This window comes from Cupriavidus necator, assembly GCF_013141915.1.
GTDB classification, from domain to species: Bacteria; Pseudomonadota; Gammaproteobacteria; order Burkholderiales; family Burkholderiaceae; genus Cupriavidus; species Cupriavidus necator_B.
In genome coordinates, this window is the sequence record NZ_SROX01000005.1 from 120,795 (window position 1) to 145,047 (window position 24,253).

The 24,253-nt window shown below is 64.9% G+C and carries 16 protein-coding genes and 1 pseudogene; 8 read left to right on the plus strand and 9 right to left on the minus strand.

Annotated features, from left to right (window positions below):
* The first annotated feature begins 129 nt into the window (after positions 1-129).
* Positions 130-1,032 carry a LysR family transcriptional regulator gene (locus E5S69_RS12200; RefSeq protein WP_236901298.1) on the plus strand — a complete coding sequence of 301 codons (903 nt, stop codon included), beginning with the start codon at positions 130-132 and terminating at the stop codon, positions 1,030-1,032.
* A gap of 225 nt (positions 1,033-1,257) precedes the next feature.
* Here E5S69_RS12200 and E5S69_RS12205 read toward each other — a convergent pair.
* Together E5S69_RS12205 and E5S69_RS12210 are read right to left on the minus strand one after the other, a co-directional pair.
* Positions 1,258-2,163 (minus strand): annotated as a pseudogene (locus tag E5S69_RS12205) (isocitrate lyase/PEP mutase family protein).
* A 273-nt stretch (positions 2,164-2,436) separates the two neighbouring features.
* Positions 2,437-3,462, minus strand: coding sequence for a tripartite tricarboxylate transporter substrate binding protein (locus E5S69_RS12210; RefSeq protein ID WP_236901299.1), 1,026 nt, complete (start codon positions 3,460-3,462; stop codon positions 2,437-2,439).
* Between the two features lie 354 nt (positions 3,463-3,816).
* Between E5S69_RS12210 and E5S69_RS12215 the strand changes: the two genes are divergently transcribed.
* Both E5S69_RS12215 and E5S69_RS32390 read left to right on the plus strand, forming a co-directional pair.
* Positions 3,817-4,623, plus strand: a complete 807-nt coding sequence (locus tag E5S69_RS12215) for a LysR family transcriptional regulator (protein ID WP_171514906.1) — start codon at positions 3,817-3,819, stop codon at positions 4,621-4,623.
* Positions 4,624-5,267: 644 nt separating this feature from the next.
* Positions 5,268-5,408 (plus strand): hypothetical protein, encoded by a 141-nt coding sequence (locus tag E5S69_RS32390; protein WP_171514821.1) that lies wholly within the window; start codon positions 5,268-5,270, stop codon positions 5,406-5,408.
* A 9-nt stretch (positions 5,409-5,417) separates the two neighbouring features.
* Here the strand turns inward: E5S69_RS32390 and E5S69_RS12225 are convergent, their stop codons facing one another.
* From E5S69_RS12225 to E5S69_RS12235, 3 genes are all read right to left on the minus strand, one after another.
* Positions 5,418-6,062: an HD domain-containing protein gene (locus tag E5S69_RS12225; RefSeq protein WP_171514907.1), complete on the minus strand. Its 645-nt coding sequence runs from the start codon at positions 6,060-6,062 to the stop codon at positions 5,418-5,420.
* A 105-nt stretch (positions 6,063-6,167) separates the two neighbouring features.
* Positions 6,168-7,640: an amidase gene (locus E5S69_RS12230; RefSeq protein ID WP_171514908.1), complete on the minus strand. Its 1,473-nt coding sequence runs from the start codon at positions 7,638-7,640 to the stop codon at positions 6,168-6,170.
* A gap of 75 nt (positions 7,641-7,715) precedes the next feature.
* Complete coding sequence (locus tag E5S69_RS12235; RefSeq protein WP_171514909.1) at positions 7,716-9,089, minus strand: MFS transporter; 1,374 nt, start codon at positions 9,087-9,089, stop codon at positions 7,716-7,718.
* A 131-nt stretch (positions 9,090-9,220) separates the two neighbouring features.
* On the opposite strand from E5S69_RS12235, the gene E5S69_RS32625 reads away from it, so the two are divergent.
* Positions 9,221-9,349 carry a hypothetical protein gene (locus E5S69_RS32625; protein ID WP_272871713.1) on the plus strand — a complete coding sequence of 43 codons (129 nt, stop codon included), beginning with the start codon at positions 9,221-9,223 and terminating at the stop codon, positions 9,347-9,349.
* 449 nt (positions 9,350-9,798) lie between these two features.
* Here the strand turns inward: E5S69_RS32625 and E5S69_RS12240 are convergent, their stop codons facing one another.
* The gene (locus E5S69_RS12240) at positions 9,799-10,809 is read right to left on the minus strand and encodes a GlxA family transcriptional regulator (RefSeq protein WP_171514910.1); all 1,011 of its coding nucleotides are present in this window, start codon (positions 10,807-10,809) and stop codon (positions 9,799-9,801) included.
* A 336-nt stretch (positions 10,810-11,145) separates the two neighbouring features.
* Positions 11,146-12,900, minus strand: a complete 1,755-nt coding sequence (locus E5S69_RS12245; RefSeq protein ID WP_171514911.1) for a sigma-54 interaction domain-containing protein — start codon at positions 12,898-12,900, stop codon at positions 11,146-11,148.
* Between the two features lie 185 nt (positions 12,901-13,085).
* Between E5S69_RS12245 and E5S69_RS12250 the strand changes: the two genes are divergently transcribed.
* The 4 genes from E5S69_RS12250 to E5S69_RS12265 are packed head-to-tail and all read left to right on the plus strand — an operon-like array spanning position 13,086 to position 21,604.
* The gene (locus E5S69_RS12250) at positions 13,086-14,636 is read left to right on the plus strand and encodes a carboxyl transferase domain-containing protein (protein ID WP_171514912.1); all 1,551 of its coding nucleotides are present in this window, start codon (positions 13,086-13,088) and stop codon (positions 14,634-14,636) included.
* A 60-nt stretch (positions 14,637-14,696) separates the two neighbouring features.
* On the plus strand, positions 14,697-18,014 hold the full coding sequence (locus E5S69_RS12255; protein WP_171514913.1) for an acetyl-CoA carboxylase family protein: 3,318 nt from the start codon (positions 14,697-14,699) through the stop codon (positions 18,012-18,014).
* 43 nt (positions 18,015-18,057) lie between these two features.
* Complete coding sequence (locus E5S69_RS12260; RefSeq protein WP_171514914.1) at positions 18,058-20,529, plus strand: CaiB/BaiF CoA transferase family protein; 2,472 nt, start codon at positions 18,058-18,060, stop codon at positions 20,527-20,529.
* A 46-nt stretch (positions 20,530-20,575) separates the two neighbouring features.
* The gene (locus E5S69_RS12265; protein ID WP_171514915.1) at positions 20,576-21,604 is read left to right on the plus strand and encodes a tripartite tricarboxylate transporter substrate binding protein; all 1,029 of its coding nucleotides are present in this window, start codon (positions 20,576-20,578) and stop codon (positions 21,602-21,604) included.
* A 276-nt stretch (positions 21,605-21,880) separates the two neighbouring features.
* On the opposite strand, the gene E5S69_RS12270 is transcribed toward E5S69_RS12265, so the two are convergent.
* Positions 21,881-22,729, minus strand: a complete 849-nt coding sequence (locus E5S69_RS12270) for a class I SAM-dependent methyltransferase (protein WP_171514916.1) — start codon at positions 22,727-22,729, stop codon at positions 21,881-21,883.
* A gap of 231 nt (positions 22,730-22,960) precedes the next feature.
* On the minus strand, positions 22,961-24,229 hold the full coding sequence (locus E5S69_RS12275) for a D-amino acid dehydrogenase (protein ID WP_171514917.1): 1,269 nt from the start codon (positions 24,227-24,229) through the stop codon (positions 22,961-22,963).
* Positions 24,230-24,253: the final 24 nt, after the last annotated feature.

The following is a 24,253-nucleotide window of genomic DNA, read 5'->3' on the forward strand; positions in this document are numbered from 1 at the left end:
TGGAAGGAAGGGGAGAACTCCACACGTCCGGCGTGCATTCAAGTCTAGGAATACGTTATTGTTTTGATAAGCCGTCCTATGGCAGATGACGCATCCCGAAAATCAGGACAATCTATGCACCGCACAGGAATGACCGAGCTTGAGGTGGTTCTGGCCGTCGCACGCCGCAGCAGTTTTCGTGGCGCGGCGCTAGAGCTTGGCATGTCGACCACGGCGGTGAGCAGCGCCGTTTCCGGCCTCGAGGCGCGGCTGAAAGTGCGCCTGTTCAACCGCTCGACGCGCAGCGTGGCCCTGACCGATGCGGGTCAGCGCTATGTGGAGCGCATAGCGCCAGCGCTCGCCGAAATCCAACGGGCCAACGAAGAGGCGGCAACCGAGTCTGACGCGCCCAGCGGCACCTTGCGCATCAATGCACCGCAGGGGGTAGCCCTCTTGCTGCTGGAACCGCTTTTCCATCAGTACGCGCAGCGCTATCCCCAGGTATGCATCGACATCGTGAGCGAGTCGCGCCTGATCGACGTTGTCGCCGAAGGCTTCGATGCGGGCATCCGTCTTGCCGAATCCGTGCCGCAAGATATGATCGCCGTGCCGCTGTCCCGCAACCTCCGCATGCTCGTCGTGGCAACGCCCGAGTACCTGAAGCGCAACGGTACGCCCAGGCATCCGCGCGATCTGCTCAAGCACCAGAGCATCGGCATGCGCATGTCCCACGGCGGCATCTATCAATGGGAACTGAAGCACAAGAGCCAGAAGCTGCAAATGGATCTGCCGGTGCGCATGGTCCTCTCCGAGATGCCCGCCATCAAGCAGGCGGTGCTGCTCGGACTCGGCATCGGCTTCATCTCGGAATGGTTCATTGATGAAGAATTGAAATCCGGCGCCCTGGTCCCTGTGCTCGTTCCCTGGTGCCAGCCGTTTGGCGGCCTCAGGCTTTACTACTCTGGCCACAGGTTCGTGACGGTGCGGCTACGCGCTTTGGTCGAACTGATCCATGAACTACGTCTTGGCGAAGGTCGCCTGGCAGGCAATTAAGCGGGATAGTGAGAGTTAAATTCTGGTACCGATGCACCCATCCGCACGCCATCTGCGGCGCAGCTTTCTTTCTAGAGCTTCGCCAATTTCCGGGAAAGGCGCTTGCCGACCCGGAACTGCCACTCAGTGCTGCCGTGCTTCAATGACAGCTTCCAAAGCAAAAGCGACATTCGAATGGCAGAGCAAGGACCCCTCTGGCGCCGGCACCGCAAGGCATCGCTTTGCTTACTGAATGCCCTGTGCTGTGTCGTCGATCCGGCGGTGCTTGAGATCGAACTCCCCCACCCAGTCGAAACCCATGAGCGCGCTCATCTTGTTGAAGTCGTACAACGGAACAGTCAGCGCGGAGCTCGACCCGCTCGTTTTCAATGTCGCGTAAGCCCGCTCGCAGGCGGCCGCAGCGGCAAGGAACGCCAGGGCAGGATAAATTGCGATGCGGTAGCCGATCGCCTGCAGCGTAGGCGCGTCGAGAACCGGCGTTCGTCCGCCTTCCACCATGTTGGCAAGGAGCGGCACGCCGCGAAACGCGGCACCGATCCGCTCCATTTCCTCAACGGTTTCTGGTGACTCGATGAAGAGCACATCGGCGCCGGCCTTCAGGTAAGCCTAGCCCCGGCGTAGCGCGTCATCAAGGCCGTTCGTCGTCCGCGCGTCGGTGCGCGCGACGATGAGGAAGTTTGGATCAGTGCGGCTTTCTGCGGCGACACGGAGTTTCGCAACCATGTCTTCGGCCGGAATGACGCGGCGGCCCAGCATGTGTCCGCACTTCTTGGGGAACTCCTGATCCTCGATCTGGATAGCGCATGCGCCCGCGGCCTCGTAGCCCCGGACCGTGTGCTGCACATTCAGGAGCCCACCGTAGCCGGTATCCCCGTCCGCGATAAACGGCGTTTCCGTTACCTGCGCGAACTGAGCGACGCGGCCCACCATGTCGCTGTAGGTCGCGAGGCCGGCGTCGGGGAGTCCGAGATAGGAAGCCACGACGCCGTAGCCCGTCATGTACAGGCAGTCGAAGCCAAGCCGGTCGGCGATTTTTGCCGAGATCATTTCGAATATGCCAGGCGCTACGAAAAGCTCGTTCTGGCGAAAGCGCGCAGCTAACCGCGCTCTCTTCTGGGCAAATATGGACATCAAACTCTCCTTGAGAAAAGTAACTGAATGGCAGAAGCTGATCAGGGTCCGTCTAACTGGAATGCAGTGGTCTGCCGCAGGCGCTGTCCGGGTACAGGTAGGATTGCATGCCTCAGACAGCCTGCGGTACAAGGCTGAAAACCGCACAGCCGAGCCATAAACGACGTCGAAGCCGACCTTCTCGGGCTGCGGCGATTATGTCCTGCAGGGCGGAGACCGCGATGAACTCCCGAACTTCAGCATTTGGCGGCCGGACGAGATAGGCCAACGTTACTACTCGGCCGTAATGCCGCCGCGTTGCGCTACGAGCATCCACTTCTTGAGTTCCGAGTCCAGGAAGTCGCGGAATTCGCCGGGCGGTGTCAAAACCATGTGTGCGCCTTGGTTCTCGATCTGCTTCATCACGGCCGGGTCGGCCGCGACCTTCGTCAGGTCCTTGTTGATCTGCTCAACAATCGGCCTTGGTAGTCCGGCCGGACCTAAGAGCCCGTACCAGTTGAGCGACTGGACACCATCGAGTCCGGCCTCCTTGAACGTCATCGCGTCGGGGAACAACGTCATGCGCTTGGTGTCGGCCACACCGACAACGCGCAAGGCGCCCGAGCGTACATGGGGCAAGGCAGTAACCACGCTGGTCACGCCCATTGGCAGGTGGCCTCCGATAATGTCGACCATCATCGGTGCGCCGCCCTTGTACGGTACGCCGACGATCTGCAGCTTGCCCGCCTGCTTGATCATCTCGCCCGTCAGGCGCGTCTGGCCTTCGGAGTAGCCGACACCCAATTGCTTGTTGCGGGCGGCCGAGAGCACGTCGGACAACGTCTTGTAAGGACCCTTGGCCTGTACCACCAGCACCGACGGTGAACTCGCGATATTCGTGATGGGTGTAAAGGCCTTGTCCGTGTCGTAGGGCAGGTTCTTCATCAGCACCGGGTTGACAACATGCGAGCCGACGACCAGCAGCAGCGTGTGGCCATCCGCGGGCGCACGCGCGACGTAGTTGGAGCCGATCACGCCGTTAGCCCCGCTGCGGTTCTCCACCACCACCGACTGGCCCCAAAGCTCCGACAACCGATGTGCCATCAATCGGCCGACGACGTCGGTTCCGCCACCAGCAGAATAGGGCACGATGAGCGTGACCGTCTTGGACGGGTACTTGGCGGCAGGCGCTTGCGCCCAAGCGCGTCCGCCCGAGATAGAACTCAATGTGATCATCAAAGCCACGCAGAGCAGAGTAGCCAACGCCTTGCGTCGCGTCGATTGGACCGCCAGATGGGGAGTATTTGCTGTCGCTGTCATCTTTGTCTCCAAGACTGATTGTCGGCAGGCTATGACTTGGCCTGGTTATCGATAGGTGAAGAACGAACGGATCAGTCCAGACGGGACTCGCCGGCGCAAATCAGCGCTTGGATCTCACTCGGTATGTTTGCGTATTTCACTAACGCGCTACGTCGGCCCGGATGACAGGTTCGTCCCAGGCTTGTCGTACGACGCTCGTGCGCTCAGCGCGCGGCAAGGCAATATCGGCTCGGCTGTTTGTGTGGGTGCGAGCCACACTCCAGCACTTCCTGTAAGAACTGTTCAGCGCTACTCTATCCGTGCCGAACCGCGGCTTGAAGCACTATTTCGACACGCGTTGCGTGTCCATACGGCATGGCACACCACATCGACATTGTTACCTTGCGGCTCTTTATCGCTGTATGCGAGGAGGGCAACATCGCTCGTGCAGCCGATCGCGAGGCCATCGTCGCATCGGCGGTCAGTCGGCGCATCGCCGCCGTCGAGGAAGACGTTGGAACGGCCCTTCTTGTCCGGGGCCGGCGGGGTATCAAGCCAACTGCAGCGGGCGAGACAATGCTGAGGCAGGCTCGTGAGGTGCTTAGGGCCATGGATCGCTTGAGCGCGGAGTTGAGCGACTTCGGCAGCGGCGTGCGCAGTCATGTTCGCGTGGTTGCGGCGCCCGCCGTGATCGCTGGCAACTTGGCAGAAGACCTCGGCGCCTTCCTTGAGGCGTCGCCCAGCGTCGGTATATCGACGGACGAACGGACCAGTCCGGAAGTGGTGCAAGCAGTGCGCGAAGGCGCCGCCGAGGTTGGCATCCTGTGGGGCGCGGTTGACTTGAGCAACTTCGAGGTCGAGCCTTACCGACGTGACCACCTGTGCCTTTCTCTGCGTCCCGAACATGCGTTGGCACGCAGAGAGACGGTTCGATTTGAAGAGGTGATCGATCAATTAAGCATCGTCGTTGCCCCTGGCGGGATGTTGGACACGATGCTTAGGCGGGAAGCGACCCGCCTTTCGCGCACGTTGTCGTACCGCATGGAGGTTTCCAGTCTGGACGTCGCCATGCGTTTCGTGGCGGCGGGACTGGGCACGGCAGTGTTGCCCCGAGAGGGCGCATTGGGACACAGCAAGGAAACGTTCCCTGGTGTTCGTGCCATTGTCCGACGACTGGGCTAAAAGGCAGTATGTCATCATCACGCGAAAGGCCCATGGGCAATCAATGGCGACGCGACAGCTAATTGACCACTTGCGAAGCCGGGCGTCTGCACAATGAGCAGTCGGGGGATTGTTCAATCAGGCCGGTCCAGCCGGTGAGACGAACCGTAGCCCAGACATTGACAGCGCATGAGCATGACTGCTGCGCTCGACCGCCGCCTTCGGTACCGTTTCTCTCGGCCACATGGCTTGGAAAGTCAGCACCATCGAAGGGTACGCCTGTACACCACCACCGGCGTCATCAGCCCGAGCGCGACGCCGGCAAGCGTCGGGGGGTACTCCGCATGACAAGAGGCGCGGAGTGACCGCATTCTGGGAGAAGCGGTCGTCTGAATGGCTCGGTCCGGGCGACGTCTTCCGTCCCTTGCTGGCCGAAGGCGGTCGCCCTCAGGCACCGACGCAGAGTGGGTCCGCGAGCTTCCGTAGACGATCCGGAGCGGCCTTCCGTGTTTCCTGAAAGCGGACGCAGCCAGCCGGGGAGTTCGCCAGTGCCGTCCCAGGCATGGCCAGTGGCGTCTCTGTAGCGGATGGTAGCGACAGCTTGCCTGGTGTGACTCCATTCGTATTGCTTCTTCCGGCGGCGAACTGGCCTGGTTGAGAACCCATTGCTGAGGGTGCCGCTGATCTTCAGCGGCCCGGGCAAGACCGATGCGGAACTGGCCGGCGCGCTCCAGTTCGGCGTCGAGGAGCCGGATCCCCTTGACCAGACCCGGCCGGCGAACGATGTGCGGCGGACGAGACGCTGATCTAAACGGTCACCGCTTCCAGCTTGAGTTCAGAATAATGCTGCACAAGTTCACCCGCTCGAAGCTTGGATCCTTGTAGGCAAGGAAATCATCGTTGAAAGTGCCAAACGTACTACCGGGCCGATGCTTCATACCGTGATAGAAGGCATCGATCATCTTGGCGGCGAAATCAGGGTCGCGGGGATATGCAGCAATCACCGCGTCGCGCTGTTCGTCCGTGAAGTCCTCAAAGCCACGTCCAGCCACGTCCATTCCCGCCCCGGCCTGCACTAACGCGATTTCCCCGTGCATGTGTTCCGGAATTCCCGGAGTCGTATGGAGCGCAACAGCTGTCCAGACCTTGTCCACGTCATCCTCGGACAGATTATGGCTTCGCAGGAAATCGCGCGCGGCGTTCGCGCCATCCACCTCGAAGCGGAGCTGGCTCTCGCGATATTTCGATGTGAGGCCGATATCATGGAACATCGCTGCGACGTAAAGCAGCTCCGGATCGAAGGCCAGGCCCTGTTGTTTCCCAAGCAACGCCCCCCACAAATAGACGCGAGTGGAGTGGCTGAACAGCAATTCACTTTCGGTGTCGCGAATGAGTTGCGTGACCTCTCTTGCCAGCTTGCTGTCGGGGATCATGGCGCTAAGCACGCGGCTCGTTGACATGGCTTTGTCTTCCTTACGTTGTAACGCTATCAATTTGTATCGAGAGCCGGGCGACGCTGGCTATCAGTGGTCGCGGCGATGACATAAAGCTTGCCGCTCCTCATGCTATTCGCGTTCCCAGCGCAACTCGTTGAGAATGCCGCATTCCGCCTCGATGATCTCGCCCGCGTGGAGCAGGCGCATTTCGCGAAAGCTGCCGGCGACCAATTGGACGCCTACCGGCCGATCATCGGCAACACCGGTCGGCACATGGAGACCAGGCAATCCGCTGGCCGCCACGGCGATGAGCGGGCTTTGCACTGCCATCAAGGCCTTCATGTCCGCTACGGTGCCGAGGTCGGCGCCCCAGGGCAGGGGCATGTGACACGAGGTAGGCATCAGCGCGAGCGGATACTTGGCGAACTGTTCGCACCATTCGCGGCGCAGGTTGTCCCGATCCGCGATCGCCCGCGCATAGCCCGCCAGGTCGACCCCGGGTGAGCACCGTGCCATGTTGTGGACTGCAGTGCTTATGTCCGGATCGCCGATGGCATCCACTGCGGCGATCATTCCGAATCCGCACTCGGTCATGACGATTTGCTCCCAGATTCTCACGCCGCGCTCCAGGTTAGGCATGCGCACTCGTTCCACCCGGTAGCCGGCGGTGGCGAGCGCACCCGCCGCTTTCCGCAGTGCGTCCAGAACCGGCGGCTCCAGCTCGACACCATCGATCTCGTCCACCAGGGCCACGCGCACCGGAAGGCAATCGTCGTCGAAGTGCATTCGTGCATCCACCCACAGCGGGTCCATGCCGCCACCATCGGCCATGGCTTCCAGGCCCAGCCGCGCATCGGCGATGGTGTGCGTCAACGGCCCCTGGGCGGACATGGACTGCAGCCCGAAGAAGCGTTGCTGCGTTGTGGGGTGGTAGGCGGGAATCCGCCCCGGCGTCGCCCGCAGGCCCACCACGCCGTTAACGTATGCGGGATAACGAATGGAGCCGGCGATGTCGGTGCCGTGGGCAATCGGGCACATCCCCGCGGCGACGGAGACGCCGGCGCCACCGCTGGATCCGCCGGACGTCACCGCCGACGTCCATGGATTGGTGGTGCGACCATGGATCGGGTTCTCCGTGAACCAGCGGAAGGAGTGGGGCGGTGTATTCGTCCGGCCGATGACAATGGCCCCGGCGCGGCGCAGGTTGGTTACCACCGCGCTATCGTCCGGTGCGATCCGCGCCTTCCAGAGGGTGGTGCCATTGGTGGTGGCCTGGCCTCGTACATCCACATTCAGCTTGATGGAGACTGGCACGCCGGCCAGTGGCCCCATCGCCTTGCCCTGCCTGCGTTGCTCGTCTATCGCGGCGGCACTGGCGAGCGCATGGTCGCGGTCCATATGGACGATGGCGTTGAGGGACGGATTCACGCTCTCGATCCGTGCATAGACGCTTTCCACAACCTCGACGCTGGAGACGTGGCCCGCGCGTACTGCGGCACTGATTTCCGTGGCGCGCCAACGCCATGGTTCGCCGGAGGCGGGAAGATGACTGGGGCGCGCAACGCGCTTGGCGGGGGTGGCAGTTTTGCCTGAGTGGATCATGGAAATATCTGTGCTGCGGGGAGCGCGTGGGCGCCCGCTACCTGCCATGCGGTATCGGGCGCCGATGCCTCGCGTCTAGTGCTCGCTGAGGGCGGCGGCAGTGGCCGGACTATGTGAGAGGTTGCCATGGGACGCGCAAGCGCCCCGGTTGCGGGGTTTTCGATTGATCAGCAATACCGCCATGAACGCGATGGCAGCGGGAACGGCCATCAGCAGGAAGTTGAGCTGCAGCGGCAAGTTCATCGCGACAACGAAGCCCAGCATCACGGGTGCCGAAATCGCGCCAAGGCGGCCGACGCCGGATGCCCAGCCGATGCCCGTGGCCCGGCTCGACAGGGGATAGTACTGACCGGCATAGGCGTAGACCACGATCTGGGTACCGATGGTCGCGGCGCCGGCCACGCACAGCAGCAGGTACAGCGCCGTGGTCGGCGGCTTGTAGCCGAGCAAGGTAATCGAGATGCCAGCCAGTGCGAACATGCAGAGCAGCACACGCTTGATGCTGTAGCGGTCGGCCAGCATGCCGCCGCCGATTGCGCCGATCATGCCGCCGAGATTGAGGATCAATACGAAGGTGAGGGCGGATCCCAGGCTGTAGCCCGCATTGGCCATGATCTTGGTCAGCCAGGAACTCAGCGCGTAGACCATGAACAGGCACATGAAGAACGTAAGCCAGAACATGCACGTACTCATGCCGCGCCCGTTCGCAAACAGGGTCCGGATCGGCGTGGACCCTGGGGTCGGCTCGTTGGGAATCACGAACCGGTCGCCCGGTTCAGGCGCGTAGTCGGGGCTCAGTCGAACGGCAACGGCCGTGAGTTCCGCGTTCCTGCGCTGCCGGATCAGGTAGGGAATCGATTCCGGCATTGACCTGAGCAGGAACGGGACGATCGCCAGCGGCGCGGCTGCGGCGAAGAACACCGCCTGCCAGCCATAATGTTCGATCAGGCCCTTGCCGAGCAGCGCCGCAATCATGCCGCCCACGGAGTAGCCGCTGAACATCAGGGTAACCAGTGTCCCGCGCAGCTTATGGGGCGAAAACTCGGTCATCTGCGCCACCACAGCCGGCATCACGCCGCCAATGCCCAGGCCCGCCATGAAGCGGAGCACACCAAAGGTTACGGGGTCGCGCGCCAGCCCCGCCGCGGCGGTGAACACACTGAACAGCCCCACACAGAGCGCGATGGCGCGGCGCCGGCCGATCCTGTCCGCCAGGGTTCCGAGCAACACCGCCCCGCACATCGCGCCAAACAACGCCGCGCTGACCATGATGCCGGCATGCGCGGATTCCACATTCAGATCCTTCATGATGTAGGGCAAGGCAATGCCCGCGACTGCCAGGTCATACCCATCGAAGATAATGACCAGGGCACACCACGCAAGCACCACGCCATGCAATGACGTGAAACGCGAATGCTCTGCGAGCTTGAATATGTCGATATTACGCATGGTTCTCCTCCGGCCCGTCTTTTAATGCGGGCCTTCACTGCAAGTCGGGGCGCGGCGCGTCAACGCCGCAAAGGCCATTTGCGTGTCCTGGCTCTGGCGTATTGCGAGAGGGTTCTGCTGCCCGAGCCCGCATGGCGCCCGTGCTGCTGTGCCGCGAGAGCCAGCCGATCCGAAACCAGGATCCCGATGATTACGGTCGCCGATACACCGACGGCCACCGCGCCGAGAGCCATGGCGATAAGCATGAAGATATCCACTGAATCCGTCCTGATGATGCCTTGTGCGGAGCTCGGAAAATCGCGTTCATTCAATTAACCAAGCGCTGGAGAAACGACCCGTCTTCCATCGATTGACCTTTCCGGGCGGTTCAGAAAAGCGGGTCGTGAACGGATTCTAGGGCGGATTTCGGGCGTTCTTCCGCCCCGCGCGCCGAGTGTCCAGCACTGTTATCAGGTTGGCGGAGTTGGTGCGCCAAGCTGGCCAGAAGTGTCCATGTGAACGGATCTGGACAACCTGTGGGATGTGCGTTTTCGGTAGGCAGACGGTGTCGGCCGGCGCAAGATTCTCCCGACCAATCGGACCGATGGGGCGAGTCCGCCGCGCACCCTCGCGCCATCCTGGCCGCGGCGAGCGTTGCCTGGCACAGAGAGATTCGACGAAACGGCCCGCAGTTCCTCAAACGCCCGCAGCCATATTTGCCGCCACGTATTTATTCAGGCTTGCGCGGGCTCGTACCGGTCTTCTGTTTCTCCGAGTGCAGGGAACGGAAGCGATGCTTGTACTCCAGCGGCGTCAGCTCAAGCCTGCGCTGGAATGCCCGGCGCAGCCCGGTCGGACTGTCGAACCCACATTTCGCGGCGATTTCCTTCATCGAGCAATCGGTCTCTTCCAGCATGCGCCTTGCCGCATCGATGCGGGCGTCGTTGAGGAATGCCATGGGACTGATGCCGCAATCCCGCGCGAACAGGCGCGAAAGATTGCGGGCGCTCATGTGTGCCTGCTTTGCAATCGAGTCCAGAGTGTGCTGCTGCCGCAGGTTTTCCTGCAGATAGTGCTGCAGCCGCTCGACCTCCGAGTTTGCCGTCCCCTGGACATCCAGCAAGGGGCTGAACTGCGACTGGCCGCCTGCGCGACGCAAATAGACGATCAGGTACTTGGCCACATCGAGGGCAAGTACCCTGCCGCAATCCTCCTCGATCAATGCCAGGCTGAGATCGATGCCTGCGGTCACGCCCGCAGTCGTGTAGATGCCCTTGTCCTTGACGTAGATGCGATCCGGCTCGACGATGGCGCGCGGAAACTGCCGGGCAAGATTGCCGGCGTCGATCCAGTGGGTCGTTGCCGTGCGCCCGTCGAGCAATCCCGCCGCACCCAGCAGGAACGCCCCGTTGCAGATTGCCGCAAGGCGGCGACAAGTCCGGCTCCGGGCCACCACCCACTCGCAAAGACCCACGTCCTGCATCGCATCGAAGATTCCCACGCCGCCTGGGATCAGAACAGTGTCGAAATCGGGGCAGGGATCGAAGATCGTGCGATCCGGCACCACGGTCATGCCGCTCGACGAAGTAATGCTGCCCCGCGTCGTTCCAACCGTCATGATGCCGTACTGGTGCACTCGGCGACTGAGCGCCTCGGCCTCAGCAAATGCATCCCGTGGACCTGCAACATCCAGCAGTTGAAAGCCGGGAAACAGCAGTATGCCGACAGTAATCTTCGTCATTGTCGAAAAGGAGTTCTCACCTAGCCATGCAAGCCTCTGAAACGGGGCATCGGTATGATATCGGAAGGGCGGAGGCCCGGTTTCCCGAAGCGCGGCGCTGCCTTGGCGTAGCGGAGGGCGAGATGGCGGCCTGGAACGGCACTTCTTTTGCCCCGGCCCTGTCCCGTGCGCCACGCCCGCGGCTCGCTCCGGCTCCGCAATGCAAAGGCTCACCGTCCTCTTGCTGACCCCAAGCTGGACCGCAGCGGCGGTTAAGGTGCCAAGCGACATCGGCCGAGGTCCCGACAGGGCGCCTGATGAACCAGTAGTCGCGGCAGCCAGCGCGGCGCGCCGCCCCTATTTCGATCGCGACGTGTGCGGCCCGCGCTCCAGGATTTTGTACAGATGCGAGCGTGAGATTCCCAATTGCTCGGCCGCGCGTTTCTTGTTGCCGCCGTGGCGAGCGACGGCGTCCATCACCGCGGCATAGGCCAGCTCGCGCATGCCCGCGGCGGGCTCGGCAGGTGAGCGATGTGCGGGAGTTGGCGATGGCAGGCCGTCCGTCGCGGCAGTCTGGTTCGGATACGCCTCTGCGGGCGCATGCACCGCGGGCTGGCTTTGTTGACCCGACAGCCCGCGCGCCGATTCGCCGCGCGCAAAATCCGCCACGCGCAGCGTCCGGCCGTCGCAGAAGACCAGTGCCTCCTCGATGCGCTGGCGCAGTTGGCGCACATTGCCGGGCCATGGCTGGCCGGCGAGGTAACGCGCCACTTCATGGTCGATGCCGGGCGCCGGCATGGCGTTGCGCGTGCAGAAGGCGTCGACAAAATGCTGCAGCAGCGCCGGAATGTCCTCGCGCCGCTGGCGCAGCGCGGGGATGCGCAGCACCACACCGCTGAGCCGGTAGTACAGGTCAAGGCGAAAGCGCCCGGCGTCGATCAGTTCGGGAATGTCGCGGTTGGTGGCCGTGACCAGGCGGAAGTCGACCCGCTGCGCGCGGCGGCTGCCCAGGCGTTCCACCATGTGGTCTTCCAGCACGCGCAACAGCTTGACCTGCATTTCCATTGGGATGTCGGCGACCTCGTCGAGAAAGACCGTGCCGCCCGCCGCCAGTTCGAGCTTGCCCGCCTGTCCCTGGCGCTGGCTCCCGGTAAAGGCGCCAGGCGCGTGGCCGAACAGCTCGGACTCGATCAGCGTGGCGGGCAGGGCAGCCAGGTTCAGGCTGACCAGTGGCCGCGCGCTGGCCGGCTCGGACCCGGCGCTGTGGATGGCGCGGGCCACCAGCTCCTTGCCCGTGCCGCTCTCACCCAGGATCAGCACCGGCACGTCAAGCCGGGCCACGGTCTGGATTTCACGGCGCAGGCGCTGCATCGGCGCGCTTTCGCCGATCAGGCCAAACGTCGGTTGCCGTTCGTGCAAGCCGTGGCGAAGCCCATCGACCTCGCGCTGGTAGCGCGCCACCTCGGAGCGCAATTCAACCAGTTCCTTGTGCATCCGGACAAGCGCCTCTGGCCCCTTGAACATGACTTGCCCGATGGCGCCCACCACTTCCCCGTCCTGGCGGATCGGCATGCGGTTGACGACGCGAGTGGCGCCGTCAAGTTGCTGCAACTGCCCGATCTCGGCCTTCCCGCTGGCCACCACCTGCGGCAGCCGCGAATTGGGGATGACCTCGGCCGCCGGACGGCCGATGCCGCCGCCGGTCTCCAGGCCCAGGAATTTCTCGTGGACGGGACTGATGAAGCGCACCCGTCCCGCCTTGTCGACCACGGTGATGGCCTGGTACGGGTCGTTCAGGAAGTAATCCAGGATCGCGCCGGCGAAGGGCACCGTGCCCAGGAAGTCGAGCAGCACGGCCTGGCTATCGGCGTGATGCAGAACGATCAGTTGGCGCTCGCCGTCTTCCAGCGACAGGCCGATGAAGCGCCGGTGGGCTGCCTCAACGGAAAATAGCCTGCGTCCCGAACCCGGCGCGCCAGCGCGGGCGCATGCAGCGAACGCGGCGTCGGCGATGGCGGGGTCAGTACAGGCACCGAGCGCTGCCTCGCGTGTTCCGTCGCGAGAACAGACGAGCACGCCGAGCGCGAAGTTGGTTGTATCTTGTGCCTTCATTGAGGACACATTGTGTCTCCGTGCGTGCCTGCTGTGCGGACACATTGTGTAGTTGGTGGAGACATTCTAATGGCGGTCGAGAAATTATTCAATAAATTCAATGCCTAAGCAGAGCCTCAGCGGCTGGCACGTCTCCTGCGAGAAGTTGGCAACACATGTATCGCGCAAAGACACAGGAGAGGACAGTGAGCTGGCAGCCTGAAATCGATGAACTGGCCCACCGTCGACGGCTCGCCGCCCGGATGGGCGGCGAAGGCAAGGTGGAGCGCCACAAGGCGGCCGGCAAGCTGACGGTGCGCGAGCGGATCGACGCCCTGGCGGATCCCGGCTCGTTCCGTGAGGTCGGGGGCCTGACCGGCAGCGGCCGCTACGACAGCAACGGGCGGCTGGTGGACCTGGTTCCGTCGAACCTGGTGATGGGCCGGGCGCAGGTCGGTGGCCGGCCAGTGGTGCTGGTGGGAGACGATTTCACCGTGCGCGGCGGTGCCAACGAGGGCGCAGTGGGCGACAAGCTGATCCACGCCGAGAAGATGGCGCACGACCTGCGGCTGCCAATGATCCGGCTGGTCGACGGCACCGGCGGCGGCGGTTCGGTGCGCAATATCGAGATCAAGGGCCATACCCTGATTCCCACCATGAAGGTCTGGCAACACGTGGTGGAGAACATGTCGGTAGTGCCGGTGGTGTCGCTGGCATTGGGCTCGGTGGCGGGCATGGGCGCGGCGCGCGTGGCCGCCAGCCACTATTCGGTGATGGTCAGCGAAACCTCGCAACTGTTCAGCGAGGGCCCGCCGTCGGTCGTGGCCCGCGTGGGCGAGGCGCTGAGCAAGAACGAGCTGGGCGGCAGCCAGATCCACACTCGCAACGGCGTGGTCGACGATGAGGTCGGCACCGAGCAGGAGGCCTTCGCGCGCGCGCGCCAGTTCCTGTCTTATCTGCCGCCTTCCGCATTTGAACTGCCGCCGCGCGCCGAGCCCACGGACGACGCCGCGCGCCGCGACGAATGGCTGCTGTCGGCGATTCCGCGTGACAGCCGGGCGGATTACAAGATCCGGCCGATCCTGCAGGCGCTGGTGGATGCCGATTCCTGCTTCGAGATCGGCAGGCACTGGGGCTGCGCCGTCATCACCGCGCTGGCCCGCCTGGATGGCTGGCCGGTGGCGGTGATCGCCAGCGACCCGTCCTTCCATGGCGGCAGCTGGGACAGCGACAGCGCCGAGAAATTCACGCGCTTCGTCGACATGGCCCAGGCCTTCCACCTGCCGGTGGTCAACCTGGTCGATACGGCCGGGTTCCAGGTCGGCCTGGAGGCCGAAAGGGCAGGGATCATGCGCTACGGCGTGCGCGCGCTGTCAGCGCTCTACCAGGCCACGGTGCCGTGGTGCTCGGTGATCCTGCGCCGCGCCTACGGCGTGTCGGCGGCCGGCCACCAGCATATGGGGCGCTTCAATTTCCGCTATGCCTGGCCCTCCGCCAGCTGGGGCGCATTGCCGATCGAAGGCGGCCTCGAGGTCGCCTACAAGGCCGAGATCGAAGGCGCCGACGATCCGGTGCAGAAGCGCGCCGAGATCGAGCTGCGCGTGCGCAGCCTGACGTCGCCGTTCCGCAGCGCGGAAGCCTTCGTCATCGAGGACATCATCGACCCGCGCGATACCCGCACGCTGCTGTGCGAGTTCGCCAACCTGGCGGCGCCACTGCGCGAGGCGGGCATCAGCCGCTTTGGCATCCGGCCCTGAGCGGCCAGGCCAGGCATCACGGGCACGGCACTGACATTGAATTACAGAGAGGAGACTGCATTGAAGAAGCTGTTGATCGCCAATCGAGGGGAGATCGCGCTGCGCGTGCTGCGCGCGGCACGCGATCTCGAGATCGGGACCGTCTCGGTCTATTCGCAAGACGACCAGGGCGCGCTGCACCGGATCCTGGCCGACGAGGCCATTGCCCTCGACGGCGCCGGGCCGGCCGCATACCTCGACATGGCAGGCATCATCGCCGCGGCGAAGGCATCCGGCTGCGATGCGATCCATCCGGGCTATGGCTTCCTCAGCGAACGGGCCGACTTTGCCCAGTCCTGCCACGACGCCGGCATCCGCTTTATCGGCCCTGCCGTCGAGCAGCTCGCGCTGTTCGGCGACAAGGGACGGGCGCTTGAACTGGCGGCCGACAGCGACGTGCCGGTCATGCCGGCGACGCGCGGCGCGGCGTCGCTGGAGGAAATCGCCAGTTTCTTCGACCAGCAAGGCGGCGCGGGCGTGGTGATCAAGGCGGTCGGCGGTGGCGGCGGCCGCGGCATGCGCGTGGTACGACGGCGCGAAGACCTGGCCGAAGCGTATGCCCGCTGCCGTTCCGAGGCGAGCTCGGCGTTTGGCATCGATGCCGTCTACGCCGAGCGGCTGGTTGCCCGCGCGCGCCATATCGAAGTGCAGATCGCCGGCGACGGCGCGCACGTGATTGCCCTTGGCGAGCGTGACTGCACCCTGCAGCGCCGCTTCCAGAAGCTGGTCGAGATCGCTCCCAGCCCGGTACTGAAGCCACATCTGCGCGAGCAGATCATCAAGGCGGCGCTCAGGCTGGCGCGCCGCGTCAACTACCAGAGCCTGGGCACCTTCGAGTTCCTGGTCGAGGAAACCGAATCCGGCGAGCAGAGGGACTTTGTCTTTATCGAGGCCAACCCGCGCTTGCAGGTCGAGCACACCATCACCGAGCAGGTCACCGGGGTCGACCTGGTCGCGCTGCAGATCGGGATCGCCGCCGGGCAGACGCTCGCCGATCTCGGCCTGGATCCCGCCGCGCCGCCGCAAGCCCGGGGCTATGCCATCCAGGTGCGCATCAACGCCGAGATGACCGATGCGCAAGGCCTGGCGCGTCCCGCACGCGGCCGCCTGGAGCGCTTCGATCCGCCTTCGGGCCCGGACGTTCGCGTCGATTCCCATGGCTACACCGGCTATGAACCGTCGCCCAATTTCGACACCCTGCTGGCCAAGCTGATCGTCACCAGCGCAGCGCCGAAGTTCGACGCGGCCGTTCGGCGCTTGCAGCGCAGCCTGGCGGAGTTCCGCATCGCCGGCGTCCCGACCAACCTTGACCTGCTGCGCGCGCTGGTGCAGCGCGACGATTTCCTCGCGCAGGACGTCCATACCCGGCACTTCGAGGCGATCTTGCCGGAGCTGGCGGCAGCGGCGGAGGCCATTGCGCAGGCCGGACGCGCGCACGAGGCCTTGCTGGGCGGCGCGACGCGTCCTTCGCAGGCGCCCGCGCCGCGCCACGTCGATCCGGAAGAGGAAATCAGCGAGGGCCTGGTGGCTGTCCGTGCGCCGCTGACGGGCAGGGTGGTGGAGATGGGTGTCGCGCTGGACCAGATCGTCAAGCCCGGCCAGACGGTTGCGGTGCTCGACGCCATGAAGATGGAGCACGCCATCGTCGCCGAATGCGGCGGGCGCGTGGTCGACCTGAGACTGGAGCCGGGCGCGCTGGCTGCGGAAAACCAGGTGCTGATCGTGCTGGAGCAGCTCGAGGCCGATGGCGTCGCCGTGGCCGTCGCGCAGCAGGCCGACCCCGATGCGATCCGGGCCGACCTGCAGCGCGTGCTGGACCGGCATGCCTACCTGGATGACGCCGCGCGACCCGATGCCGTCGCCAGGCGCCGCTCGCGCGGCCAGCGCACCGCGCGCGAAAACGTCGCCGACCTGTGCGATCCGGATACCTTCGTGGAGTACGGCGGGCTGGCGCTCGCCGCACAGTCGTCGCGCCGCAGCCAGCAGGACCTGATCGCCAACACCCCGGCCGATGGCCTGATCACCGGCATCGGCAATATCAACGGCGAACTGGTGGGCAAGGCGCGCGCACGCAGCGCGGTGATGGCCTACGACGCCACGGTGATGGCCGGCACGCAGGGCAAGCGCAACCACATCAAGACCGACCGCATCGTCGAGGTGGCGCTGCGCGACGAGCTGCCGCTGGTGCTGTTCGGTGAAGGCGGTGGCGGCCGGCCCGGGGACGTGGATTTCCCGTCGGTGTCCGGGCTGTACCAGCCGTCGTTCGCCGCCTTTGCCGAGCTGAGCGGCAATGTGCCGGTGGTGGGCATTGTTTCGGGACGCTGCTTTGCAGGCAACGCGGCCTTCGTCGGCTGCTGCGACGTCATCATTGCCGACAAGTCAGCCAATATCGGCATGGCGGGGCCGGCCATGATCGAAGGCGGCGGCCTCGGCATCTTCCGCCCGGAAGACGTCGGTCCCGCGGCGGTGCAGGTGGCCAACGGCGTGGTCGATATCCTGGTCGACAACGAGGCCGAGGCCGTGCAGGCGGCGAAGCACTACCTGTCCATGTTCCAGGGGCGCGTGGCGCACTGGAGCGCGCCGGAAGCGCTGGCGCTGCGCCATGTCGTGCCCGAGAACCGGCTGCGCGTGTACGACACCCGCAAGGCCATCGAGGGCATCGCCGACGCCGGCAGCGTGCTGATGCTGCGCGCCGGCTTCGGCGTGGGCATCCACACCGCGCTGGCGCGTGTGGAAGGCCAGCCCGTCGGCATCATGGCCAACAACCCGTATCACCTTGGCGGCGCCATCGATGCGGACGCCGCGGACAAGGCGTCGCGCTTCATGCAGCTGTGCGATGCGCACGGCCTGCCGATCATCTCGCTGATCGATACCCCGGGATTCATGGTGGGTCCGGAATGCGAGGCCCGGGCGCAGGTGCGGCACGTGTCGCGCATGTTCCTGACGGCGGCCAAGCTGCGGGTCGCGTTGCTGGCGGTGACGCTGCGCAAGGGCTACGGCCTGGGTGCGATGGCCATGGCGGGCGGTGGCTTCCGCTCGGCCAGCTTCACCGTGTCGTGGCCGACCGGCGAATTCGGGCCGATGGGTCTCGAGGGCGCGGTCCGGCTGGGCTTCAAGAAGGAGCTCGAGGCCGTGCCGGACGGCCCCGAGCGCAAGGCGCTGTTCGACACGCTGGTCGCCCAGTCCTACGAGCGCGGCCACGCGATCAACACCGCGGCCGCCGTCGAGATCGATGCGGTGATCGACCCCGCGCAGACGCGGAAGTGGATCGCACAGGGCATCGCCTCGGCGGACTTGCGCGGCCGCAGGGCGCGCCGCGGATTCATCGATGCCTGGTAAGCGCCGTGCCCGGCGAATCCCTACACAAAGCCAAGAGGTTTCCATGATGAAGCATGGGTTTGACCCGGCGCAGCTGGCGCTGGGCGGCTTGCGCGTGCTGGAGGTCGGCAGCGGCCCCGCGCTGGCGTACGCGGGCAAGCTGTTCTCCGACTTTGGCGCCGAAGTCATCAAGGTGGAGAGCCCGGCGGGCGACGCTTGGCGGCGGATGCCGCCGCTGGTCAGCGCAGCGGGCGCCGCGCCGCCGGAAAGCGCGCTGTTCGCGTGGCTGAACACCAACAAGCGCAGCGTTACCGCCGATGACCGAAACGCCGAGGACGGCGCGTGGCTGGCGCAGCTGGCGCTGACGTGCGACGTGGTGCTGGACGCCCGTGCGCTGGCTGAAGGCCCGGGCATTCTCGGCACGCCGGTCTGGCGGCGGGCGGCCGATCACACGCCACGGCACGAGCCGATCGAGGTGGCACTCACCTGGTTCGGCGAAAGCGGGCCGTACAGCCATTACGCCGGCGCCGAAGCCGTGTGTCGCGGGCTTGCCGGCGCCGTGCACGGCAGCGGCCCCGCGGATGGGCCGCCGCACATGCCGCACGACGTGCAGTCGGCGATCGTGGTCGGGCTGAGCGCATTCTCGGCCGCCGTCGCGGCGCTCATTGGAAGTGGGCAGGGCAGCCGCCGCTATGTGCTGAGCGCCCACGAAGCGGTCTTCGGCGTGGTCGAGATGGAAGCGGGCATGGTGCAGGACCAGCGCCATCCGCTGCAGCGCCTTGGCGTCAACCGGTTCTGCGGCACGCATCCGGCCGGGATCTACCAGACTGCCGAAGGGTGGATCGGCATCTTTACGCACACCTTGCCGCAGTGGAAGGGCCTGTGCGAGGCCATCGGTCGTCCGGACCTGGGCAGCGATCCACGCTACGCAAGCGGCCCGGAACGGATGGAACATGCGGACGAGATCGACGCGCTGCTGATGCCTGCGTTCCTGACGCGCACGGCCCGCCAGTGGTTCGAGATCCTGGGCGACAAGAAGCATCCGGCCGTGATCGTGCCGACCATGGAAACCCTGCTTGGCCAGGAAGTGCACCGCCAGCGCGGTGCCTTCGTGCCGGTCAGCGTGGGCGGCGCTACGTTTGAAGGCCCGGTGGTGCCGCTGCGCCTCGATGCGGCGGGGCCCCTGCCCGGCGGCAAGGCGCCCGAAAAGGGCGCGCATGACCTGCACTACCGCACCGCGGGACTGGATCATCGCCCGCGCCTGACGCTGATGCGGACGGCCGGCGAGCACCTGCCGCTCCAGGGCATTCGCGTCGTCGACCTGACGATGGGTTGGGCGGGGCCGCTGGCGGCGCGGACGCTGGCCGACTTTGGCGCGGAGATCATCAAGGTCGAGAGCACCGGCTATCCCGACTGGTGGCGCGGCGCCAATTTCACCGAGGCGTTCTATCGGGACAGGTTGTACGAGAAGAACACGAACTTCAACCTGATGAACCGCAACAAGCTGGGCATCACGCTGGACCTGACACGGCCCGAAGGCAAGCAGTTGCTGCTGCAGCTGGTCGAAGGTGCCGACGCGGTCATCGAGAATTATTCCGCCGAGGTCCTGCCCAAGCTCGGGCTGGACTACCAGGCCCTGCGTGCCAGGAACGAACGGCTGGTGATGCTGTCGATGCCGGCCTTCGGGCTCGGCAACGCGTGGAGCAATACCCGCGCGTACGGCGGCACGCTCGAGCAAGCCAGCGGGCTGCCGCTATACACCGGGCATCCGGATGGACCGCCGGCCATGACGTCGTACGCCTATGGCGATCCGATCGGCGGCCTGAACGGCGGCGCGGCGATCCTGCTTGCGTTGTTTGCCCAACAAGCGACCGGGCAGGGGCGGCACATCAACTTGTCGCAGGTAGAAGCCATGTTGCCGATGGCCGCACCGTTCATGCTGGAGCAATCCGTCACCGGCGGCGTGTCGCCGCGGCAGGGCAATCGCCACCCGATGCATTGCCCGCATGGCTGCTTCCGTTGCGTCGGCGACGATGCGTGGATCGTGCTGACGGTGACCGACGCGGATTGGCCCGCGCTGTGCCGGGCGATCGGCCGGGCGGACCTCGCGGCGGATCCCCGGCTGGCGCAGGCGTCGGGACGGCGCGCCGAGGAGGCCAGGATCGAACAGGCGATCAAGTCCTGGTGCGTGGCCCGCGACGCCGAAGCGGCAATGCAGCAGCTGCAACAGGCCGGGATCGCCGCCGGCGTGGTGCGGCCCATGTCGCAGGTGCTGCGGGATCCCCACCTGCGCGCGCGCGGGTTCTGGCGCCAGGTGGAGCGCGCCCACGTCGGCACCTACACATCCAGCACCGCATGGTTCAGGACCGGGCCGGACCACGTGCCCATCCGCCATGTCGCGCCGACGCTGGGCGAACACACCGAAGCGGTGCTGCGCCGCGTGCTTGGGCTCAGCGCGGACCAGATCGCAAGCCTGGAACAACAGGGCATCACCGGCGCCGTGGCGAAACCAAAGCAGGCAAGGCAAATGCCATAAGCCCTGCAAGTATTCAGAAACACCATTATTACGATACGGAGACGACATGAACAAATCGACATGGATCCAGCGTTGCCAGGCCGGCGCAAAGGCCGGCAAACTCAGCATGGTGGCGGCCGCGCTTGGCGTCGTGGCCACGACGATGGCCGCGCCTGCCGCCGCCCAGAATACCGGTTGGCCCAACAAACCGATCCGGATGATTGTTCCCTTTCCGGCGGGATCGTTCACGGATACCGTGGCCCGGGTGCTTTCGGAGCGCCTGACCAAGTCTCTCGGCCAGCCTGTGGTGGTGGAAAACAAGGCTGGCGCGAACGGACTGATCGGCGTGGGCGAGGTCGCCAAAGCGGCGCCCGACGGTTATACCTTGCTGGTCACCAACTCCAGCAGCATCACCATCAACCCGCAGATCTACAAGAAGGGCACCTACTCGCCAAAGGACTTCACGCCGGTCACGCTGGTTCTGGAGGCGCCCTTCATCCTCGTCACCAATCCTGAATGGTCGCAGAAAAACGCGGTCGGTTCGGTGCCGGAACTGGTGCGCTACGCGACGCAGCATCCCGGCAAGGTCAGCTATGGATCCGCCGGGCCGGGCAATATCGCGCATCTCAGTTTTGCCATGCTGAACAACCGGACCAAGATCAAGACCACACACATTCCCTACAAGTCCGCGGCCCAGGCGCAACTGGCCGTGATCAGCGGTGAGCTGGATACCGCCTTCGACACCTGGACCGCGCTGCCGCAGATCAAGGCGGGCAAGCTGAAGCCGCTCGCCGTCAGCGCGTCGAAGCGCATGGCGCAGTTGCCGGATGTGCCAACGCTGGAGGAGCTTGGCATCTCGCCCTTCGACGTGACCTTCTGGATCGGCATGCTGGTACCGGCTGGCACGCCGCCGCAGATCGTCCAGAAGCTTCATTCGGTCGCGCAGGGGCTGCTCGAGGACAGCAAGGCGAAGACAGCGCTGGGTCAGCAAGGCGATGTCGTGATGATCGATCCGGCCAATTTCGCGAAGCGCGTGGCCAGGGAGGAGGGCAATTGGACGGCAGTGATCCAGCGCGAAGCGATCACGCTTGATTGAGCCGGCAGACTTCGCGGCGGGGGTCGCGAAGTCTGTGGGGAATGTGCACGTTGGCGGAGGTTGATTGATAGCGCCGGGCGGTCAGTATGCAGCGGACTGGCCTGGCGCTGGCTGGTGAATTTACCGCCGTGGAACGACCGACCCTTCGCCGTCAATCAAGTCTTTGTGTCTGGAACGGCCGTCCATCGTTGTTGAGGCGTCATTCGCTCACACCTGCAAGGTCGGTAGCGCGGACAGGACTCAAACTTTCTCCCGATCTGCATCGGCCTGTTCAAACTATCCTGGCCTGGCGCCCGACCCGATGATGAGTTCAAGCTCGGTCTTGAAGCCTTCACCGGTGTCGAACTGCTTTAGGCATTCATAAACATCGTTCCAGGCCTTCAATCTCGCGGCGACGTCGAGGTCCGCTATCACAGCCCGGTATGCCCCGGCGGCTTCCTGCATCAGTTGCACAGCATCGGACGCGCTCGGCAAGACGAGTTGCGCTCGAACGTGTTGTGTTTTCACATCGCCAAGACCGCTGTCGTTCATCAGGCGTTCCAGCACGCCATCGCCTCCCAGTGCGAAGATTCCAGGTTGTCCGGGCGCGGGAGGAGACTTGCCCGCGTGGCGTAGAAGGATCGCCATCGGCTGAGCCATGAAGGGATTGTTGGCCGGCGTCGTGAAGACCAGCGCCGCGAAACGCGCGCCAGGCTTGAGTGCGCGTTGGACAGCGATCAATGCCTCACCAGGTGACGGAAAAAGCATCAATCCCAATCGGCACATCGCCGCGTCGAACGGCGCCAATGTCTCGTCCAATTCGTCTGCGGCGCATTCCAGTGTTTCGATATTCTGAAGACCGGCACGCGCTGCATTTCGGCGGACATGCTCGAGCATGGTGCCCGATAGGTCACAGGCAACCACTTCGCCGTCGGCACCCACTCGCATCGCTGCCTGGATGCTCTGGCTCCCGGCGCCGCAAGCGAGATCGAGAACGCGCATACCCGGCCGGATACCGGCCATATCCATGAGCGTGTCCGTGGCGCCCGAAAGATTGGTGGCGAACACATGCTCCCACTTCGCCCACCCGGGTGCTGCGGATTCCCACGTATTGCGAAGGCTGGATTTCACTCTGCTGTCGGTCATCTGTATGCTCCCTCAGGACCCACCGCCGTTTGTACAGGAGCATTGTATTGCGCAAGCGATCGTGTGGGCCCTGTTGTGCAGCGCCAGTAAGTTGGCCTCCACGCAGAAGGCTTTCATTCTGCGCACAATTGGAGGCTGCGCGGGTGAGTGACCGCCTTCCTGAACGAATCCAACGGCTGAGTGGCGATTTGTTCGGCTCCGGTCTTGCCCTGACCCTCTACCTTCGCATCATCAGATCCCGCCCGCAGCCAGGGCAGCGCCCGGCATTACCGCTGGCGCCGTTCCCAGTGCCTGGTCCACAACGCCCGCGACCATGTCCGCCGTCACCGCCGACAAGGTCCACCCCAGGTGCCCATGGCCGGTGTTGTAGAAGATGCAGGCTGCGCGACCGCGCCCCACGCGCGGCAGCATGTCGGGCATCATCGGCCGCAGCCCGGCCCACGGCACCACGCTGCGCGTGCTGACGCCGGGAAAGCACTGCTGCACCCAGTCCACCAGCGGGCGGATGCGGTTGGCGCGGATATCGCGGTTGGTGCCGTTGAATTCGGCGGTGCCGGCGACGCGGAAGCGGTCGTCGCCCAGGCGGCTGGTGACCAGCTTGGTTTCGTCGTCTAGCAGGCTGACCGTCGGTGCCGCGGCGCGGCTGGCGTCATCGGTCAGGTTGACGGTGATCGAATAGCCCTTGACCGGATAGATGTTGACGCGATCGCCCAGCCCGGCGGCCAGCGCGCGGCTGGCGGTGCCGGCGCAGATCACGGCGCCGTCGAAGGCGGAACTGGCGGTGTCGTCGCCGTCCTGCACGGTAACGGTGGCATGCCGTCCGTCCGTTTTCACCGCGCGCACGTCCTGGCCGTACAGGCAGCGCACGCCCAGGCGCGCAATGGCGGCGGCCAGGCCGCTGGTGAACTTGTGGATGTCGCCGGTGGAATCGCTTTCGGTGAAGTAGCCGCCGTAGTAGGTGCCGGCCAGGGTGGGCTCGATCGCGCGTATCTCCTGCGGCGTCACCGCGCGCCGCTCCAGGCCGCCTTGCGCCAGCAGCGCGGAGACCCGGCCGGCATGCTCGAACCCGGCCCGGTCGCGGTAGATATGGAGGATGCCGGCGCGCTTCAGGTCGAAGTCGATGCCTTCCTGCGCCGCCCACGCAAACAGGTGCTCGCGCGCGGCGATGGCCAGGCGCGCGGTCTCGATGGTGTTGCGGCGGTAGTGGGGAATCGACGCGATGAACTCGGCGAACCACGACAGCTTGTGCCAGCTGGGCCGGGGATTGACCAGCAGCGGCGCATCATTGCGCAGCATCCATTTGATGCCCTTGACGAGGGTGGACCAGTGGGTCCAGACCTCGGCGTTGGAGGCGGAGAGTTGCCCGCCGTTGGCGAACGAGGTCTCCATGGCGGCATAGCGGTGCCGTTCGAACAGCGTGACGGAGAATCCGCGCCGGGCCAGCGCGTAGGCCGTGGTGACGCCGGTGATGCCACCGCCGATGACAGCGATTGTCTTCATGATCTGCAGGATCCGGGAACGTCT